Consider the following 17,556-nt stretch of genomic DNA (forward strand, 5'->3'; position numbering starts at 1 on the left):
GTAAACAGGAAAATCGAATGATAACAGGGGACTATCGGCATACCTTGGTGCACAATCGCGCCCTGCCCCTGCCATGCAAAAGCCCCGCCGGTTCGGGCGGGGCTTTCACTGTGTCGAGACATGCCGCGCGGCTTACATGCGCACGAGATGCAGCAGTTCCTCGAGCGACTTCTTGGCGTCGCCGTAGAACATGCGGGTATTGTCCTTGTAGAACAGCGGGTTCTCGATGCCCGAGTAGCCCGTGCCCTGACCGCGTTTGGACACGAAGACCTGCTTGGCCTTCCAGCATTCCAGCACCGGCATCCCGGCGATGGGGCTGTTCGGATCGTCCTGCGCGGCGGGGTTCACGATGTCGTTCGACCCGATCACGATGGCAACGTCCGTTTCGGGGAAGTCCTCGTTGATCTCGTCCATTTCCAGAACGATGTCGTAGGGCACTTTCGCCTCGGCCAGAAGCACGTTCATGTGCCCCGGCAGACGGCCCGCCACCGGGTGGATGGCGAAGCGCACGTTCTTGCCGCGCCCGCGCAGCATCGAGGTCAGCTCCGAGACCGCGTTCTGCGCCTGCGCAACGGCCATGCCGTAGCCCGGAATGATGATGATGCTGTCAGCCTCGTTCAGCGCATCGGCCACGCCCTGCGCGTCGATGGCGATCTGTTCGCCCTCGACTTCCATCGCCGGACCCGAAGCGCCGCCGAAGCCGCCGAGGATCACCGAGATGAACGAGCGGTTCATGGCCTTACACATGATGTAGGACAGGATCGCACCGGACGAACCGACCAGCGCACCGACCACGATCAGAAGGTCATTGCCCAGCGAGAAGCCGATCGCCGCAGCGGCCCAGCCCGAATAGCTGTTCAGCATCGACACCACGACCGGCATATCGGCGCCGCCGATACCCATGATCAGGTGGTACCCGATGAAGAAGGCCAGCAGCGTCATGGCGATCAGCGTCCAGGCCCCGGCCCCGTTCACGAACAGGATCAGCAAGAGCAGCGAGCCAAGGGCCGCGCCAGCGTTCAGGACATGGCCGCCCGGCAGCTTCTTGGCCGCGGAAGTGACCTTGCCCGCCAGCTTGCCGTAGGCAATGACTGAACCGGTGAAGGTCACGGCCCCGATGAACACGCCGAGGAACAGCTCGACCCGCAGGATCGACAGCTCGATCGGCGTCTTATGCGCGATCAGCGCGGCGAAACCGGTCAGCGCATGGCGCGCCTCTTCGGTCATGGCGCCCACGCGGGCCATCTCGATATAGGCGTTGTAGCCCACGAAGACCGCCGCCAGACCGACGAGCGAGTGCATCGCCGCCACAAGCTGCGGCATCTCGGTCATCTGGACCTTCTTGGCCACATACCAGCCGATGATGCCCCCCGCCGCGACGAGGATCACCGACAGGAGCCACAGGCCCGAGCCCGGACCAACCAGCGTCGCCGCCACGGCAAGCGCCATGCCGACGATGCCATACCAAACGGCGCGCTTCGCGCTCTCTTGTCCCGACAGGCCGCCGAGCGAGAGGATGAACAGCACAGCCGACACGACATAGGCGGCAGTGGTGAAACCGAATTCCATTGGACCCTCTCCCTCTTACGACTTCTGGAACATGGCGAGCATGCGCCGGGTGACCATGAAGCCACCGAAAATGTTGATCCCCGCCATGAAGACCGACAGGCCCGCCAGCACGATCACCAGCCACGAGCCCGAACCGATCTGCATCAGCGCGCCCAGAATGATGATCGACGAGATCGCGTTGGTGACAGCCATCAGCGGCGTGTGCAGCGAGTGCGACACGTTCCAGATGACCTGGAAGCCGACGAAGCAGCTCAGCACGAAGACGATGAAGTGCGCCATGAAGCTGGCCGGTGCCACGAGGCCTACGCCGAGCAGCAGCGCCGCGCCGACGGCCAGCAGCGTGACCTGATTGCGGGTCTGTGCCTTAAACGCCGCCGCCTCTTGCGCCTTGCGCTCTTCGGGGGTGAGTTCCTTGGCCTTTTCCTTGGGCTTCTGCGCCGCGATCGCCTTGATCTTGGGCGGCGGCGGCGGGAAGGTGATCTCGCCCGCATAGGCGATGGTCGCGCCGCGGATCACGTCGTCTTCCATGTTATGCTCGACGACGCCGTCCTTGTTCGGCGTGAGGTCGAACATCATGTGACGGATGTTGCTCGAATACAGGTTCGAGGACTGCGTGGCCATGCGCGACGGGAAGTCGGTATAGCCGACGATGGTCACGCCATTATCGGTGACGATCTTCTGTTCCGGCACGGTCAGTTCGCAGTTGCCGCCGCGCTCGGCGGCGAGGTCGACGATCACCGAGCCCGGCTTCATCATCTCGACCATGTCCTTGGTCCAGAGCACGGGCGCATCGCGGCCCGGGATCAGCGCGGTGGTGATGACGATGTCGATATCGGGGGCAAGCTCACGGAACTTGGCAAGCTGCGCTTCGCGGAACTCCGGGCTCGAAGGCTTGGCGTAGCCACCGGTCTCGGCGCCATCGGTCAGCTCTTCCTTGAAGTCGAGATAGACGAACTCGGCGCCCATCGATTCGATCTGCTCGGCCACTTCGGGACGCACGTCGAACGCATAGGTGATCGCGCCCAGCGAGGTCGAGGTGCCGATCGCCGCGAGACCCGCGACGCCTGCGCCGACCACCAGCACCTTGGCCGGCGGCACCTTGCCCGCAGCGGTCACCTGACCGGTGAAGAAGCGGCCAAAGTTGTTACCCGCTTCGATGACGGCACGGTAGCCCGCGATGTTCGCCATCGACGAGAGCGCATCCATCTTCTGCGCGCGCGAGATCCGCGGCACCATGTCCATGGCGATGAAATTCGCGCCCGAAGCCTTGGCCTTCTCCAGCAGGGCCTCGTTCTGGCCCGGATAGAAGAAGGAAATCAACGTCTGGCCCGCGCCAAGACGCTTGATCTCGGTCTCGGTCGGCGGGCGCACCTTGACGACGAAATCCACCTCTTTGAAGAGTGCGGGCGCGGTCTTGATGACCTTCACGCCGGCCTTTTCATAGGCGGCGTCGTCGAACCCGGCCAGCAGGCCAGCCCCGGATTCCACGTAACATTCATGGCCCAGCTTTTGCAGTTGCAGAGCCGAGTCGGGCGTCAGCGCAACACGCGCTTCACCCTCGAAAATCTCCTTAGGAGCGCCGATTTTCACGTTCCATTCCCCCTTGTCACGCCCCGCCCGGACAGAATTCACCCGTGGGGCCTAATGTGGCGAAGGTTTCAATAGCATCGCGCAATAAAGTTTCACAAGCACCTTGGTCCCGTAAAACCTTGTTAAAAGGTCGCATCCCGCGCCCGGCAGCGATGTATACCGTCATATACCATGGTATGCGGTATTTTTTCTTTTCTGTTACAATTGGTTACAATGCAAAAATCACGGCGGTGTGATCTGCGCCACAGGTCGATTTTTTTGCACATGCAGAAAAACGTTGCGGCAGTCGCAGCCTGTGCATCACAACCAGCGACGGGTTCGCGCGGTGTAGCGGGTGAATTCGGGGCCGAAACGGGCCGCGATGCGCGCTTCCTCACCCAGAATGAACCGCTTGGTGATGAACAGCATGAACAGCGGCACCAGCCAGATCATGTGCAGCGCCTCCCACCGCAGCGCCAGCCCCGCAAGCACCAGCGCATCACCCAGATAGATCGGATTGCGCGAGAGGGCAAAGACGCCCCCCGTGACCAGTGCGTCAGGGTTGCGGCGCGGGATGAACGAGGTCCGCGCCAGCACCATCTGTCCCGCCGCAAGCCCCATCAGCACCAACCCCGCCACGATCAGACCGATACCAGCGACCGGTCCGTAAGGCAGGCCAAGCTGAAACGGTTGCGCGCCAAGCCAGACCAGCGCCGCAAAGAGCGCAAGCCAGACCGGGGGAAGGTCGATCACCTCTCTCATCATGCAGCCTTCAAAGCCGGAACACGCTCAGTTCCGGCAGATCGGTCAGCGGCACGTCCAAAAGACGCAGCGCCGGGAGCGACACCTGCGATCCCGCGCCCGCATCGCCATCGAGCGGGATCAGATCGACCTGCACGGATTTGCCGTTGGCCGCCTCGATCCGCCCCTTGGCGGGCGCATTGACCAGCGGGGTCTTGATCCAGAAGCCGGGATCGGTCGGGTCGCCAAGGCTCGCAATGGTGGTCCCGAGCCGGGTCTCGGCACTGGCGGCTGGCTTCACGGCAGCGGCGGCGCGCTGCTCGGCCGTGGTCGTGTCGAGCGCGGCGGCGGTCTTGGCTTCGGGCTTGGGGATCGGCGCGACGGCAACAGGCTCGGGCGCGGCAATCACCGGCGCAGGGTCCGGAGCCTTGCCGATGCCAAGCTGCGCGCAGCCCGCAACCGCCATCAGCGCCACAAATCCTGCCGCATTCAAGCCCAGTCTCACCATCGCACCCTCCTGTCACGCACCGCTTCACCCTAGCGCGCGGCCCGTTGCCCGGCAATCGCACAATCCCGGCCCCTTTTGCCGCGCCCGAGGCGGTGCACGCCCCCTTGCCGCGCACGAGCGCAAGCCCTAGGTTCTGCGCATGGAACGCGCGCCCCTCATCGACCCTTTCGCCCGCCCGATCACCTACCTGCGGGTCTCGGTCACCGATCGCTGCGATTTTCGCTGCACCTATTGCATGGCCGAACACATGCAGTTCCTGCCCAAGAAGGAATTGCTGACGCTCGAGGAACTCGACCGGCTCTGCACGGCCTTTATTGATCTGGGCGTGCGCAAGCTGCGGATCACCGGCGGCGAACCGCTGGTGCGGCGCGATATCATGACCTTCTTCAAGGGCATCTCGCGGCATCTTGACAGCGGCGCGCTGAGTGAGTTGACGCTGACCACGAACGGCTCGCAACTCGCACGCTTTGCACCTGACCTTGCCGCGCTCGGGATGCGCCGGATCAATGTCTCGCTCGATACGCTGGTGCCCGAGAAATTCGCCGCCATCACCCGCTGGGGACGGCTCGATCAGGTGCTCGAGGGGATCGCCGCCGCCAAACGCGCGGGCCTGCGGGTCAAGATCAACGCGGTCGCGCTCAAAGGCTTCAACGAGGACGAGCTTTTCCCGCTGATCGAGTGGTGCGGCGCCGAAGGCCATGACCTGACCTTCATCGAAGTGATGCCGATGGGCGAAATGGGCGAGGAGATGCGCCTCGACCAATACTGGCCGCTCTCGGATGTGCGCGCCCGGATGCGCGAACGATTCACCCTGACCGAGCTCGACGAAAGCACCGGCGGTCCGGCGCGCTATGTCCGCCTTGAGGAGACCGGCCAGAAGATCGGCTTCATCACGCCGCTCACCCATAATTTCTGCGAAAGCTGCAACCGGGTGCGGGTGACCTGCACCGGCGAGTTGTTCATGTGTCTCGGCCAAGAGGACAATGCCGATCTGCGCGCGCCCTTGCGCGCCCATCCGGACAACAATGAGCCCCTGCGCGAGGCCATTCGGGCGGCAATCTCGCGCAAGCCCAAGGGCCATGATTTCGACTATTCGCGCCAGAAGGTCGCCGGGCAGATGTCACGCCACATGAGCCACACGGGCGGCTGAGCAATGAAGCGCACGATACGCGGCAACCCGCTCAATCCGATCTCACTGGGGCTGGATGCCACGGCGATCGCGCTGGTCACACTCGTCTGCGCATTGACGGTGATTGGGGCGAACAAAGATGAGATCCTGTCCGCCATAATCGCAATGGCGCTGCCCGCGGCGGGGTTGTGTGCCGCGCAGGCGGTGCTGGGCTGGCTGCGCGGGCCCTGGCCGATCCGGGTGGTCACGCTCGGCGTGCAGGTGGCGGGCTGGTATTGGCTGGCCGTCCATGCCGCGGCCCGGCTGGCCGAACTGCGCGCCCTGCCGCTGCTGCCCGACGAGGCTTTCGGCGCTTTGCTCTGGCACATGCCGATGACGCCGCTGCTCTGGGCGCTTGGCAGTCTTGGCTATGTGGCGATGGTACGTTTTCTCGAGCGCATCGAAGCCGCGGCCCGCGAAAAGAGACACCGCATCTGACTTGCGTCAAGGCGCGGGAAACCCGGCTCTGCAAGACTGCGCGCGAAGCAACAGGGAGAGTCCCCCATGTATTCCAATATTCTCGTGCCCCTCGCCCTTGACGAGGACCACAATCCCGACGCCGCGCTCAACGTCGCCCGCGCGCTCGCAGCACCCGGTGCGCGGATCACCATCATGCATGTCAAGGATGAGGTCCCCGGCTTTGCGATTTCCTACATGCCCGAAGGCTACGGTGCGGAACTCAAACGCGCGATTCAGGCCACGCTCGAAAAGCTGGCTGCCGAGTTCGAGAATGGTGTGGCCGTCGTCCGCGAAGGACAACCCTATCACGAGATCGTCGATTACGCGCGCGAAGCCGGGACGGATTGCATCGTCATCGCCTCGCACCGTCCGGGGTTGGGCGATTACCTGATCGGCTCGACCGCCGCGCGCGTGGTGCGCCATGCGCCCTGCGCCGTGATGGTGATGCGCTAGGACTCCGCCCGGAAAGGCGAGGCCCGCGCCTTCAGCGCGCGGGCATCCGCCCCTCGATCATCCCCGCAAGCCAGCTTGCGCCGTAAGGGATCGCGTGATCGTCAAAGACATATTCGGGGTGATGCAGCATCGCGGTGTCGCCATTTCCAAGGAAAATATACGCGCCCGGACGCTCGTTGAGCATATAGCTGAAATCCTCCGCCCCCATCATCGGCGCCACATCGCGCATGACCTGATCGGGGCCGACCACCGCTTCCGCAACTGCGATGGCATGGACGGTCGCTTCCGCGTCGTTGATCGTGACCGGATAGCCCCGGAAATAGGTCACCTCGGCATGGGCGCCATAGGCGCGCGCGGTCGCCTCCGCGAGTTCGGTGATCCGGGCTTCGACAAAGGCACGGATCTCGGGGTCCATGGCCCGCGCCGTGCCGCGCAGATGCACCCGCGCCGGGATCACGTTATGCGCCTCGCTTGAGGTTTTCACAGCGCAAACCGAGACCACCGCCTGTTTCAGCGGATCGACATTGCGCGACACGATGGATTGCAGCGCGACGATGACATGGGCCGAAACCAGCACCGGGTCGACCGTCGCATGCGGGGTCGCCGCATGCCCGCCCCGCCCCTCGATCACGATATCGAACTGATCGGCGGCAGCCATGATCGGACCCGGCCGAATGCCGAACTGACCGACCGGAATTCCCGGCATATTGTGCAGCGCGTAGACCTCCTGCACGCCGAAGCGCTCCATGACGCCGTCGCGCACCATCTCGCGCCCGCCGCCACCACCCTCCTCGGCGGGCTGAAAGATCAGCACCGCGCGCCCGTCAAAATTCCGCGTCTCGGCGAGGTATTGCGCGGCGCCCAGAAGCATCGCGGTATGCCCGTCATGGCCGCAGGCATGCATCTTGCCGGGCACGGTCGAGCGATAGGGCAGTTCCGTCGCCTCCTCGATCGGCAGCGCGTCCATATCGGCGCGCAGCGCGACGACCCGACCGGATACGTCCGAACGCCCGTGGATCACCCCGACGACCCCGGTCCGCCCGATCCCTTCGACAACCTCATCGCAGCCAAATGCGCGCAGCTTCTCGGCGACGATCCCAGCGGTGCGGGTCACGTCATACAAAAGCTCGGGATTGGCGTGGAAATCGTGCCGCCATGCGGTGATCTCGGGCAGCATCTGAGCGAAACGGTTCTTGATCGGCATCTTGGGCGGCTCTCCATCGAAGACCCCACCCTGCCCGAGCCGCCCTGCCCCCGCAAGGGCGGCCCCGGCAGGAATTTGCGGCATGTCATGGTGTTTTGCCGCAAAGCGCCTAGACTTGGCGCGACCCTGTGGATCGAGACCCCGATGACCCAAGCCAAGCCCGTTCTGCGCACCGAAGCCGTGACCCGTGTCTATCGCACCGGCTCGGTCGAAGTGCACGCGCTGCGCGGCGTCACGATGGGCCTCGACGAGGGCGAGATGGTCGTGCTGCTGGGCGCGTCGGGCTCGGGGAAATCGACGCTTCTGAACATCCTCGGCGCGCTCGATCTGCCCAGCACCGGACGTGTGTTCTTCCGCGATCGGGAACTCACCCGCGCCTCGGACCGGGAACTCACGCAGTTCCGGCGCGAGCATGTCGGCTTCGTCTTTCAGTTCTACAACCTGATGCCCGCCCTGACCGCGCGCGAGAACGTTGCCCTGGTGACCGAGATTTCCGAAAACCCGATGCGCCCCGAAGAGGCGCTCGAGCGCGTCGGGCTTGGCCATCGGCTCGACCACTTCCCGGCGGAGCTTTCTGGCGGCGAGCAGCAGCGCGTGGCCATCGCACGCGCCATCGCCAAGCGCCCGGAACTTCTGCTCTGCGACGAGCCGACCGGCGCGCTCGACAGCCAGACCGGCATCACCGTGCTTGAGGCGCTGCAACAGGTGAACCGCGACCTTGGCACGGCGACCGCCATCATCACCCACAACGCTGGTATCCGCAAAATCGCCCACCGCGTGATCTACCTCGCCGACGGTCAGATCGCGCGCGAGGAGATCAACGAAACCCCGATCCCGCCCTCGGAGGTCACATGGTAGCCGCGCTTGACCGCAAGCTCTTGCGCGACCTGCTGCGGCTGTGGGCGCAGGTGCTGGCGATTGCCATGGTGCTGGCCTGCGGGGTGATGGTGCTGGTGCTGGCCAACGGCACGCGCGCCTCGCTCGATCTGTCGCGCCAGAGCTACTACGAAGATCAGCGCTTCGCAGATATCTTTGCGACGCTGACCCGCGCGCCTGAAACACTCCTGCCCGAGATTGCCGCGATCCCCGGCGTCGCGCGCATCGCGCCGCGCATCGAGTCCGCCGCAATCGTCGACCTGCCCAAAATGGCAGAGCCGGTCTCGGCGCAGGTGATCTCCCTGCCCGCCTCCGGAGCCCCCGTGCTGAACGCGCCGCTCTTGCGGGCCGGGCGGATGCCCTCGCCGCTCAAGGCCGGCGAGGTCGCGCTTTACGCCCCCTTCGCCGAGACCCATGGCCTGATGCCCGGAGACCGGTTCGACGCGGTGATCGAGGGCCAGCGCCGGACGCTCACGGTGACCGGACACCTGCTCTCGCCCGAGCATATCTACACCATCGGCCCCGGCGCGATGATGCCGGACGACAGCCGTTTCGGCGTGATCTGGATGGGGCAAGAGGCGCTGGCTGCGGCGGCCGATATGGACGGGGCCTTCAACGCGATCTCGCTGTCGCTCACGCGGGGGGCGCGCGAAGAGGCAGTGATCGACGCGCTCGACCACCTGCTCGCCCCCTATGGCGGCGCGGGGGCTTCGGGGCGCGACGGGCAGATCAGCCACGCCTTCCTGCAATCCGAGCTGGAACAGTTGGGCGCGATGGCGCTGGTTATTCCGCCGATCTTCCTCGCGGTCTCGGCCTTTCTGGTGAACATGGTGCTGGGGCGCCTGATCGCGCTTGAACGCCAGCAGATCGGGCTTCTGAAGGCGGTGGGCTACACCACCCGCTCCATCGGCTGGCACTACCTGAAACTGAGCCTCGGGATCGGGGCCATCGGGATTGTCATCGGCTGGGTCGCGGGGATCGAGTTAGGCCGGGCGATGACGCGGCTCTACACCGATTTCTTCCGCCTGCCGGTGCTGATCTATGCGCCCTCGGCCTGGCCCTTCGTGCTTTCGGCGGCGCTCGCGATGCTTACCGTCGTCGCGGGCGCGTGGCGCGCGGTCGGCGCCTCGGTGCGGTTGCCCCCGGCAGTGGCGATGTCGCCCCCCGCACCGCCCAGCTTCCGGCGCGGGATGACCGACCGGATCGGCGCGGCCCTCGGGCTACGGCAAACCACAATGATGATCCTGCGGGGCGTGACCCGCTGGCCCGGACGCGCGGCGATCACGCTTTTCGGCGTTGCCGCCTCGATCTCGGTGCTGATCGCAAGCTATTTCACCTTCGACGCGATGGCGCTCATGGTGGATGAGATTTTCTTCCGTGCGAACCGCCAGCACGTCACACTGATCCTGTCGCAATCGCAGACCGAGGCCGTGCTTGAAGATGCCGCCCATCTGCCGGGCGTCCTTATGGCCGAGGGCACCTATTCGCTGCCCGTGCGGCTCATCGCGGGGCCGAAGGAAGAACTGACCTCCCTCACGGCGCACAAACCCGATGCCACGCTTTCGCGCCTGATCGACTCCGATAGCCAGCCGGTGACGATGCCCGCGCATGGGGTCGTTCTGCCCGAAGGGCTGGCCGCGAAGCTCGGCCTCAGCCCCGGCGACATGCTGCGGGTCGAGGCGCTGGCCCCGCCGCGCGAGACCTGGGACCTGCCTCTCTCCGCGACGATCCGCCAGACGGTGGGCCAGGAAGCCTATATGTCCGCGCCAGCGCTCTACGCGCTGATGCGCCGCGCGCCGCAGGTCAACCGCATCCACCTGCGCGTCGATGCCGCACAATACCCTGCCCTCTTCGAAGCTGCAAAATCGACACCCCAGATCGCGGGCATCACCGTCTGGACCGCCATCCGCACCCAGTTCGAAGCCACCATCAACGAGAACCTGACGATCTCCACCGTGATCTATGCGGCGCTCGGTATGCTCATCACCCTTGGCGTCATCTACAACGCCGCGCGCATACAGCTTTCGGAACGTGCGCATGAACTGGCCTCGCTGCGTGTATTGGGCTTTCGCCGCTCCGAGGTGGGCTATGTGCTGATCGGTGAGCTGATCGGCCTGACCTTCCTCGCAATCCCGCTGGGCTGGCTCGCGGGCTATGGTTTCGCGGCTCTCGTGACGCAGGCCTTCACCACCGATATCGTGTCACTGCCCCTCGTGGTCAGCCGCGCGACCTATACCAAGGCAAGCCTGATCGTACTCGCCACCGCCATTGGCGCAGCGCTTCTGGTGCGCCGCCGCCTCGACCATATCGACATCGTTCAGGCGCTCAAGGCGCGCGACTGAAAGGACCGAAGATGCAGATCAAACGTTTCGCCACCGCTGGCCTGAGCCTCGCTGTTCTGGGCGGACTCGCCGTCTGGGGGCTCTGGCCAGAACCCGTCGCCATCGACCTCGAGGAACTGACGCGCGGACCGATGGCGATCACCGTCGAGGCCGAAGGCATCACCCGCGTGCGCGATCCCTATCTGGTGACCGCGCCCATCGCGGGCACCGTGCTGCGCGCGCCGGTCCATATCGGCGATGCGGTCACACGCGGCACGACCGTTCTGGCCGAAATCCGCCCCGCCGAGCCCGCCTTCCTCGACGCCCGCGCCCGCGCCTCGGCGCAGGCCGCCGTGACCGAGGCCGAAGCTGCCGTGCGACTGGCCGAGGCGAACCTTGCGCGTTCCGAGAGCGCCCTGACCTTCACCCGCTCGGAACATGCCCGCAATGTCGAGCTTGCAGGACGCGGGATCGTCTCGTCGCGCGCGCTCGAGACCTCGCAGCAGGCGCTGGATACCGCCGAAGCCACCGCCCGCGCCGCGCGCTCCGAGCTTGATCTGGCCAAAGCCACTCTGGCCAAGGCGCAGGCGCAGTTGCTCACGCCAACAGCCCCGACCGGAGAACCTGCGGGCGATTGCTGCATCCGGATCACGGCGCCCGTGACCGGGACCGTTCTGACCATCGAGGACGAATCCGCCCGGCTCGTGCAGGCGGGGGCGGCGCTGATGACGCTGGGCGACCTGCATGACCTTGAGATCGAAGTCGATCTGCTTTCCTCGGATGCCGTCAAGGTCCAGCCCGGCGCGCGTGCCTCGATCGAACGCTGGGGCGGAGAGCCGCCGCTCGAAGCACGCGTCCGCCGGATCGACCCGGCCGCCTTCACCGATGTCTCCGCGCTTGGCATCGAGGAACAGCGCGTGCGGCTCAAACTCGACATCGTGACCCCGCCCGAGAACCGCCCCGGCCTTGGCGACCGGTTCCGGGTTTTTGCCAAGATCACCACTTGGGAGGCAGAGGACGTGCTCCACGTCCCGCAATCAGCGCTGTTCCGCGATGGCGACAGCTGGGCGGTGTTCCGGGCCGAGGCGGGGCGCGCCGTTCTGACGCCGGTCGAGATCGGCCAGATGAATGCCATGAGCGCCGAAGTGGCTTCGGGGCTTGGGGCGGGCGATCTCGTGGTGACATATCCGGGCAGCCAGATCGAAGACGGCACGCGCATTGTCGACCGAAAGACGCTGAACTAGCGGGAAAAACTCATCGGCAGGGCGAAGCTGTAGCTCGCATCGCTCAGCCCCTTGGGGGCCGCCGGAAAGGTGCCCGCGCGCTTCACCGCGTCGAGGGCCGCCTGATCGAGCGCCGCATTGCCAGAGCTTTGCGCGATCCCGAGTCCCCGCAAACTGCCATCGCGCCCGACGCTCAGTTGCACCGTCACGCGGCCCTTTGCACCGCCTGCCCCGGTCGGGTAGCGCTTCTTGCGCTCGATCCGGGCACGGATACGCGCACCCCATTCGGCGCGAAGCGACTGGACCTGTCCCTTGGATAACGTGGCCGCCTTGGCTGCGCCGGATTGCCCGGCACTTGCCCCGCCCCCCGACCCTTTCGCCGCCTGCGCGGGCGCGGCGGGGGCCGCTTTGGCTGCCGGTTTCTCCGCCTTCGGCGCAGGCTTCGCCTTGGCCGGTTTCGGCGCGGGCTTGGGTTTCGGGGGGGTGACCGGCGCGGTCCGGATCGCCGGGGCCTCTGGTGCGGAGGGCGCTGGCAGGGCAAGCGCAGGAAGATCTGGCCGCGCGGAAAGATCAGGCATCGCCTGCGCGACAGGCGGGGCCTCGACCGGTTCCGGCTGCACCATTTCCGGGGCTGCGGCGGTCTCGGGCGGGCGCTCCCACGCGGCGATCAGCTCGGTCATTTGCGCCGAGGCCCCTGCGAGCGAGACCAGCGCGGCCCCCTCGGCACCCGCCGCCTCTGCCCCGCCCGCAGGCGTCTGCGGCCAAAGCGCGAAGGCCAGAAGATGCGCCCCACCGGCGATACCCACCGCCACCAGATATCCAAGCCCCCGCCCGCTCATCGCGCGCGGCTCACAAGGCTGATCCGGTCCACGCCAATCTGGCGCAAGCGGGCCATCGCAGCAGCGAGGTCCGCGCCCGCAAGCCCCGCGTCGGCACGCACGACAAGGGCGGCGTCGCAGTCTGTGGCACAGCCAGCCCGCGTTGTAGCCAGGGCGTCCCAAGCAGCCTCGCCCCGCGCTTCCCCCCAACCGACCAAACCGCCCGGCGCGAGGTAGAGCACGCCCTCGGGCAGCTCTGCGACAGGAGCACCCGCCGCCTCTGGCGGGGTGAGCTCAAAGGGCTCCGGTGGCGCAAGCTTGGCGGCAATCAGGAAGAAGATCAGCAGCAGAAACACCACGTTGATCATCGGCAAAAGGTTCTCGGAGACCGCGCGGCGCGGGGCAGGATCAAAGCGCATCGCCGCCCTCCACCAGCACAAGCTGCGTGATCCCCGCGCCTTGCAGCGCCTCCATCACGTCGATCACGCGTTGCAGATCGCCACCCTGCGCGCGCAGGATCACCGGCGCGTCCGAGGTGGGCAAGAGCGGTCCCAAATCCTCGGGCAGCGTGTCCAGCGCGACGGGCACGCCATTGAGCCGCAGCTCATCCGGCCCAATATCGACGAGGCGCGGCGCACCCTGCCACGCTGCGCCGCCTGCGCCACCGCCGAGCGACAAATCCAGCACCACCTCGGAGCCAAAGCGCGAGGCGAGCATGAAGAACACCAGAAGCAGAAAGACCACGTCGATCATCGGCGTGAGCGAGGGGCGACGGCGCGCCCGGGTCTCGCCAAAGGCGAACATCACTCGGCTGCGGCGCGCCGGGGCACCGCAAGGCTGTCGGGAACACGCGCGAAGATCCGCGTCGCGGCGTCTTCCATGTCGTGACGCAGACGGTCCACCACCGCCTCAAAACCCGACAGCGCGATCTGCGCCGGGATCGCGACGGCCATCCCGGCGGCCGTAGTCAAAAGCGCCTCCCAGATGCCACCGGCAAGCGTCGCGGGGTCCGCCTGCGAACCCGCCTCCTGCAGCGCCTGAAAGGCGCCGATCATGCCCATGACAGTTCCCAAAAGGCCCAGCAGCGGCCCGATGGTCACCGCAAGTTCCAGCCCGCGCAAGCCCGCCCGCGCCCGCGCCAGAAGATCACGCGCGACACGTTCGGTCTCGGCCTCGGCGCTCTTGCGATCGAGATCGGGATCGCGCAAGGCGCCCATCGCGGCCCGTGCCAGCCGCGCGCGAAGGGATTTGCGCCCGCTCAACTCGGCCTCGGCCGTCGCAAGATCGCCCCTGCCCCAAGCCGCGATCGCCGCGCGCGTATGCGCACCGCCCGACCACGCGCCCGCCGCCAGAAGATCGGCCAGTTTCCACAAGATCAAAGCGAGCGTCAGCACCGAAAGCACCGCGATGGCCCACATTGCCGGACCGCCCAGCGCCAGCGCGCTGCCCATCCGCTCGGCCAGAATCGGCGTCTCCATCGCAAACTCTCCCCATTCGTGTTTGCGTTCGGGCTGGTGCCGGCGGAGGGACTTGAACCCCCGACCTTCTGATTACAAATCAGCTGCTCTACCAACTGAGCTACGCCGGCGCACCGGTGACGAGATACAGGTCCGCGCGGCGGCGTGCAAGCGCCCTGCTACCGGCGTTTGCCAAGATTTGCCCGCGCCAGAACCCCGGTCGCCACCAGCCCCACCGCCATCACCAGAAGCGCGGCAGGGGCGGCATCACCCAGATTCTCAAGGCTGGCCTTTTCATGCACACGCGTCGCCAGCGTCTCGTAGTTGAAGGGCCGCAGCAGCATCGTGGCAGGCAGCTCTTTCACGCAATCGACAAAGACCAGCAGCAGCGCGGACCCGACAGAACCACGCATCAGCGGCAGGTAAACCTCGCGCAGCGCCCCCCCCGCCGAACGCCCCAGCGAGCGCGCAGCCATGGGCAGGCTGGGTGAAATCCGCCCGAAGGCACTGTCGGCGGCGCCCTGCGCGATCGCAAAGAAGCGCACGATATAGGCCAGCACAATGGCCAGCGCCGATCCGGTCAGCAACAGGCCCGGATCATAGCCGGTGAGCGCCAGCACCGTATCGGCCAGCCGGTGATCGAGCGCGGCCAGCGGCATCAGGATGCCGACCGCCAACACCGCCCCCGGCGCGGCATAACCCAAGGTCGTGAAGGGCAGCACCACGCGGGGCAGCTTGCGCCCCGTCATCCGTACCCCATAGACCATGAACAGCGAGGCCAGAACCGTCAGCACCGCCGCGATCCCCCCCACGGTCACCGTGTGCCAAAGCGCGCGGATCAGGCCGGGGCCAAACCACGCCTCGGGATTTTGCAACGCATAGAGCGTAATGACCGAAACCGGCAGGCCAAAGCCCATCGCAAAGGGCGCGGCGCAGAGACCAAAGGCGATCCAACCCGCGGCCCCCTTGATCGGCATCCGTGCAATCGGGCGCGGCTGGCGGGCGGATTGGTAATAGCGCGAATGGCGGCGCGAAATCTTTTCCAGCGCCAGCAACGCAAAAACGATCCCAAGGATCACCACCGCGATCTGCGCCGCACCCCCGGCGTTACCCGCCTCCAGCCAAGTCGTGAAAATGCCCGTGGTCAGGGTCTGGACGCCGAAATAATCGACCACCCCGAAGTCCGCGACCGTTTCCATCATCGCAATCGCCGCGCCCGCCGCGATGGCGGGGCGCGCCAGCGGCAGGCCCACCCGCCAGAACAGCCCGAAAGGCCCCGCACCAAGCGCACGCGCGACCTCGAAACTGCCGCCCGATTGCTCGCGGAAGGCCGCGCGCGAGAGCAAGTAAACATAGGGGTAAAGCGACGCCGAAAGCACGATCACCGCCGCCCAGCGCGAGCGCACCTGCGGGAACCAGTAGTCGCGCGCCGTCGTCCAGCCAAAGGCCTCGCGCATCGCGCCCTGAACCGGGCCGGAATAATCGAGGAAATCCACCAGCGCATAGGCGCCTACATAAGCCGGAATCGCCAGTGGCAACAGCAGCAGCCATTCCAGCCAGGCCGAGCCCGGAAAGCGATACATCGAGATCAGCCACGCCGAGCCCGCCCCGATCGCCGCCGACAAAAGCCCGACCCCGCCCGCCAGAATCGCCGTATTGCCCAGATAGCGCGGCAGCGTCGTCGAGATCAGATGCGGCCAGATATTCTCGGTCGGGTTGAGGGCAATCCAGATCACCGCCAGAATCGGCGCAACGACCAGAAGCGCGATCACCACCGCTCCCGCCGACCAAAGCCCGCTGCCCGACTGGCGCAGACCCGTCGATCCGGCACTGATGGCGGCGCTGTTGGACGGGTTTGACATTGCCTGACTCTTCCTATCGGATTCCACCACCCCGCTTAACCCGAAAGCGGTTTGCCTGTCCAGAAAAGCCCATATACTGTGCGACAAAACAAAACAGGACAGAGATCCGATGCAGGTGGTTTACCATTTGGGGGCGCATTCCACGGATGAGGATGGCATCGTCCGTGCCCTCGCAGCCAATCGTGCGGCTCTGGCCGAACGCAATATCATCGTGCCCCACCCGAAACGCTATCGGCTTGTGTTGCGCGATGCGTTGCTGGCGCTGCGAGGCGGCCCGGCCGATATGGCCACGCAAGATACCGTTCTCGCCGCATGTTCCGACAGCGATCACGTGGATCGGCTGATCTTCAGCCATGAATTCTTTCTTTGCGTACCCGAACGCGTCATCACCGAGCAGGGCTTTTATGTGATGGTGCCGGACAAGCTTCAGCCGCTGGCGAATATCTTCCCCGAGGCCGAGACCGAATTTCACATGGCGCTCATCAATCCGGCCACGCTGGTGCATGCGCTGGTCCGCCGCCAGCCCGATCGCAGCTATGAGGACGTGATGCAGGGGCAGGACCCACTCCGCCTGCGTTGGGCGCCGATAGTGCGGCAAATGGTCGAGAAAGCCGGCGGCCGCAAGCTCGTGCTGTGGTGCAACGAGGACCTGCCAATGATCTGGCCCGAGGTGATCCGCCGTGTCGGCGGTGTCCCGCCCGATATGCCGATGGCGGGAGAGGATGCGATTCTCGAACGGATCATGACGCCCGAGGGGCTCAAGCGGCTGCGCAGCTATCTCGCCTCGCACCCGCCGCAATCGGTCACCCAGCGGCGCAAGATCGCGTCGGCCTTTCTCGACAAGTTCGTCAAACCCGAGGAGGTCGAGGTCGAACTTCCCCTGCCCGGCTGGACCGACGAGCTGGTCGATGACATCTCGGCGCTTTACGACCTGGACGTGGCCGAGATCATGGAGATGCCGGGCGTGGAGTTCATCGCGCCCTGATCCCGCAATGAAAAACGCCCCGCTGCGTGTCGCAGAGGGGCGTTGCATCCGGCGGCCCAAGCATGCGCGGGCCGAGGCGCGGTCCGATCACTCCATCCCGAGTGCGGCCTTGTAGGTCTCGAGGATCGCTTCCTCCTCGGCCACGTCGTTCTTGTCGCGCTTGCGCAGTGCCACGATCTTCTTGATGACCTTGGTGTCATAGCCACGCGCCTTGGCTTCGGACATGATGTCCTTTTGCTGCTCGGCGATATCCTTCTTCTCGGCCTCGAGGCTTTCAAATTGCTCGATGAACTGGCGCAGCTCGTCGGCGGCCACGGCGTAGACGGCGTCATTGGGCATGGGG

At 65.9% G+C, this 17,556-nt stretch carries 18 protein-coding genes and 1 tRNA gene; 7 read left to right on the forward strand and 12 right to left on the reverse strand.

Features of this window, described 5'->3' with window-relative positions; translation table 11 throughout:
• Window positions 1-132: 132 nt before the first annotated feature.
• The 4 genes from P0X85_RS02920 to P0X85_RS02935 form a co-directional block, all read right to left on the reverse strand.
• Window positions 133-1,569 carry an NAD(P)(+) transhydrogenase (Re/Si-specific) subunit beta gene (locus P0X85_RS02920; protein ID WP_275808174.1) on the reverse strand — a complete coding sequence of 479 codons (1,437 nt, stop codon included), beginning with the start codon at window positions 1,567-1,569 and terminating at the stop codon, window positions 133-135.
• Window positions 1,570-1,584: 15 nt separating this feature from the next.
• Window positions 1,585-3,159 (reverse strand): Re/Si-specific NAD(P)(+) transhydrogenase subunit alpha, encoded by a 1,575-nt coding sequence (locus P0X85_RS02925; RefSeq protein WP_275808177.1) that lies wholly within the window; start codon window positions 3,157-3,159, stop codon window positions 1,585-1,587.
• Between the two features lie 300 nt (window positions 3,160-3,459).
• Window positions 3,460-3,891: a methyltransferase family protein gene (locus tag P0X85_RS02930; protein ID WP_420851771.1), complete on the reverse strand. Its 432-nt coding sequence runs from the start codon at window positions 3,889-3,891 to the stop codon at window positions 3,460-3,462.
• A gap of 19 nt (window positions 3,892-3,910) precedes the next feature.
• Entirely contained in the window at window positions 3,911-4,387 is a 477-nt protein-coding gene (locus P0X85_RS02935) for a D-galactarate dehydratase (protein WP_275808180.1), read from the reverse strand.
• Window positions 4,388-4,526: 139 nt separating this feature from the next.
• On the opposite strand from P0X85_RS02935, the gene moaA reads away from it, so the two are divergent.
• The 3 genes from moaA (at window position 4,527) to P0X85_RS02950 (ending at window position 6,467) form a co-directional block, all read left to right on the forward strand.
• Window positions 4,527-5,537, forward strand: coding sequence for a GTP 3',8-cyclase MoaA (gene moaA, locus P0X85_RS02940; RefSeq protein WP_275808184.1), 1,011 nt, complete (start codon window positions 4,527-4,529; stop codon window positions 5,535-5,537).
• Window positions 5,538-5,540: 3 nt separating this feature from the next.
• On the forward strand, window positions 5,541-5,993 hold the full coding sequence (locus P0X85_RS02945) for a hypothetical protein (protein WP_275808187.1): 453 nt from the start codon (window positions 5,541-5,543) through the stop codon (window positions 5,991-5,993).
• Between the two features lie 66 nt (window positions 5,994-6,059).
• A complete protein-coding gene (locus P0X85_RS02950) occupies window positions 6,060-6,467 on the forward strand; it encodes a universal stress protein (RefSeq protein ID WP_275808191.1) in 408 nt (135 codons plus the stop codon).
• Between the two features lie 31 nt (window positions 6,468-6,498).
• Here the strand turns inward: P0X85_RS02950 and P0X85_RS02955 are convergent, their stop codons facing one another.
• On the reverse strand, window positions 6,499-7,671 hold the full coding sequence (locus tag P0X85_RS02955; RefSeq protein WP_275808810.1) for a M20 aminoacylase family protein: 1,173 nt from the start codon (window positions 7,669-7,671) through the stop codon (window positions 6,499-6,501).
• Between the two features lie 144 nt (window positions 7,672-7,815).
• On the opposite strand from P0X85_RS02955, the gene P0X85_RS02960 reads away from it, so the two are divergent.
• From P0X85_RS02960 to P0X85_RS02970, 3 genes are read left to right on the forward strand one after another with little or no spacing between them, the layout of a single operon-like run.
• Window positions 7,816-8,529 (forward strand): ABC transporter ATP-binding protein, encoded by a 714-nt coding sequence (locus P0X85_RS02960; RefSeq protein ID WP_275808193.1) that lies wholly within the window; start codon window positions 7,816-7,818, stop codon window positions 8,527-8,529.
• A complete protein-coding gene (locus tag P0X85_RS02965; protein ID WP_275808197.1) occupies window positions 8,523-10,889 on the forward strand; it encodes an ABC transporter permease in 2,367 nt (788 codons plus the stop codon). Before P0X85_RS02960 ends, P0X85_RS02965 begins: the two co-directional genes overlap by 7 nt.
• Window positions 10,890-10,900: 11 nt before the next feature.
• Entirely contained in the window at window positions 10,901-12,112 is a 1,212-nt protein-coding gene (locus tag P0X85_RS02970; RefSeq protein ID WP_275808200.1) for an efflux RND transporter periplasmic adaptor subunit, read from the forward strand.
• On the opposite strand, the gene P0X85_RS02975 is transcribed toward P0X85_RS02970, so the two are convergent.
• The 6 genes from P0X85_RS02975 to P0X85_RS03000 form a co-directional block, all read right to left on the reverse strand.
• Complete coding sequence (locus P0X85_RS02975; RefSeq protein WP_275808203.1) at window positions 12,109-12,930, reverse strand: TonB family protein; 822 nt, start codon at window positions 12,928-12,930, stop codon at window positions 12,109-12,111. The two genes, P0X85_RS02970 and P0X85_RS02975, sit on opposite strands and share 4 nt — an antisense overlap.
• The gene (locus P0X85_RS02980; RefSeq protein WP_275808207.1) at window positions 12,927-13,328 is read right to left on the reverse strand and encodes an ExbD/TolR family protein; all 402 of its coding nucleotides are present in this window, start codon (window positions 13,326-13,328) and stop codon (window positions 12,927-12,929) included. Before P0X85_RS02980 ends, P0X85_RS02975 begins: the two co-directional genes overlap by 4 nt.
• Window positions 13,318-13,713: an ExbD/TolR family protein gene (locus tag P0X85_RS02985; protein ID WP_275808210.1), complete on the reverse strand. Its 396-nt coding sequence runs from the start codon at window positions 13,711-13,713 to the stop codon at window positions 13,318-13,320. The genes P0X85_RS02980 and P0X85_RS02985 overlap by 11 nt, the downstream gene beginning before the upstream one ends.
• Entirely contained in the window at window positions 13,713-14,387 is a 675-nt protein-coding gene (locus P0X85_RS02990; protein ID WP_275808213.1) for a MotA/TolQ/ExbB proton channel family protein, read from the reverse strand. Before P0X85_RS02990 ends, P0X85_RS02985 begins: the two co-directional genes overlap by 1 nt.
• Window positions 14,388-14,421: 34 nt before the next feature.
• Window positions 14,422-14,497 (reverse strand) — tRNA-Thr (locus P0X85_RS02995).
• A 48-nt stretch (window positions 14,498-14,545) separates the two neighbouring features.
• Complete coding sequence (locus tag P0X85_RS03000; RefSeq protein ID WP_275808216.1) at window positions 14,546-16,228, reverse strand: ABC transporter permease; 1,683 nt, start codon at window positions 16,226-16,228, stop codon at window positions 14,546-14,548.
• A gap of 109 nt (window positions 16,229-16,337) precedes the next feature.
• On the opposite strand from P0X85_RS03000, the gene P0X85_RS03005 reads away from it, so the two are divergent.
• Entirely contained in the window at window positions 16,338-17,213 is an 876-nt protein-coding gene (locus P0X85_RS03005; protein WP_275808220.1) for a hypothetical protein, read from the forward strand.
• A gap of 87 nt (window positions 17,214-17,300) precedes the next feature.
• Here P0X85_RS03005 and P0X85_RS03010 read toward each other — a convergent pair whose 3' ends face one another.
• Window positions 17,301-17,552, reverse strand: a complete 252-nt coding sequence (locus P0X85_RS03010; protein ID WP_275808223.1) for a DUF2312 domain-containing protein — start codon at window positions 17,550-17,552, stop codon at window positions 17,301-17,303.
• Window positions 17,553-17,556 lie beyond the last annotated feature (4 nt).

This window comes from Pseudothioclava nitratireducens (assembly GCF_029210495.1).
Classification (GTDB): domain Bacteria; phylum Pseudomonadota; class Alphaproteobacteria; order Rhodobacterales; family Rhodobacteraceae; genus Pseudothioclava; species Pseudothioclava nitratireducens.

Excerpts from the sequence above, each read along its gene's own strand:
- P0X85_RS02920 (WP_275808174.1), bottom strand. The coding sequence starts at position 1,569 with ATGGAATTCGGTTTCACCACTGCCGCCTATGTCGTGTCGGCTGTGCTG.
- P0X85_RS02935 (WP_275808180.1), bottom strand. The coding sequence starts at position 4,387 with ATGGTGAGACTGGGCTTGAATGCGGCAGGATTTGTGGCGCTGATGGCG.
- P0X85_RS02965 (WP_275808197.1), top strand. The coding sequence starts at position 8,523 with ATGGTAGCCGCGCTTGACCGCAAGCTCTTGCGCGACCTGCTGCGGCTG.
- P0X85_RS02990 (WP_275808213.1), bottom strand. The coding sequence starts at position 14,387 with ATGGAGACGCCGATTCTGGCCGAGCGGATGGGCAGCGCGCTGGCGCTG.
- P0X85_RS02985 (WP_275808210.1), bottom strand. The coding sequence starts at position 13,713 with ATGTTCGCCTTTGGCGAGACCCGGGCGCGCCGTCGCCCCTCGCTCACG.
- P0X85_RS02945 (WP_275808187.1), top strand. The coding sequence starts at position 5,541 with ATGAAGCGCACGATACGCGGCAACCCGCTCAATCCGATCTCACTGGGG.
- P0X85_RS02960 (WP_275808193.1), top strand. The coding sequence starts at position 7,816 with ATGACCCAAGCCAAGCCCGTTCTGCGCACCGAAGCCGTGACCCGTGTC.
- moaA (WP_275808184.1), top strand. The coding sequence starts at position 4,527 with ATGGAACGCGCGCCCCTCATCGACCCTTTCGCCCGCCCGATCACCTAC.
- P0X85_RS03010 (WP_275808223.1), bottom strand. The coding sequence starts at position 17,552 with ATGCCCAATGACGCCGTCTACGCCGTGGCCGCCGACGAGCTGCGCCAG.
- P0X85_RS02980 (WP_275808207.1), bottom strand. The coding sequence starts at position 13,328 with ATGCGCTTTGATCCTGCCCCGCGCCGCGCGGTCTCCGAGAACCTTTTG.
- P0X85_RS03005 (WP_275808220.1), top strand. The coding sequence starts at position 16,338 with ATGCAGGTGGTTTACCATTTGGGGGCGCATTCCACGGATGAGGATGGC.
- P0X85_RS02955 (WP_275808810.1), bottom strand. The coding sequence starts at position 7,671 with ATGCCGATCAAGAACCGTTTCGCTCAGATGCTGCCCGAGATCACCGCA.
- P0X85_RS02975 (WP_275808203.1), bottom strand. The coding sequence starts at position 12,930 with ATGAGCGGGCGGGGGCTTGGATATCTGGTGGCGGTGGGTATCGCCGGT.
- P0X85_RS02950 (WP_275808191.1), top strand. The coding sequence starts at position 6,060 with ATGTATTCCAATATTCTCGTGCCCCTCGCCCTTGACGAGGACCACAAT.
- P0X85_RS03000 (WP_275808216.1), bottom strand. The coding sequence starts at position 16,228 with ATGTCAAACCCGTCCAACAGCGCCGCCATCAGTGCCGGATCGACGGGT.
- P0X85_RS02970 (WP_275808200.1), top strand. The coding sequence starts at position 10,901 with ATGCAGATCAAACGTTTCGCCACCGCTGGCCTGAGCCTCGCTGTTCTG.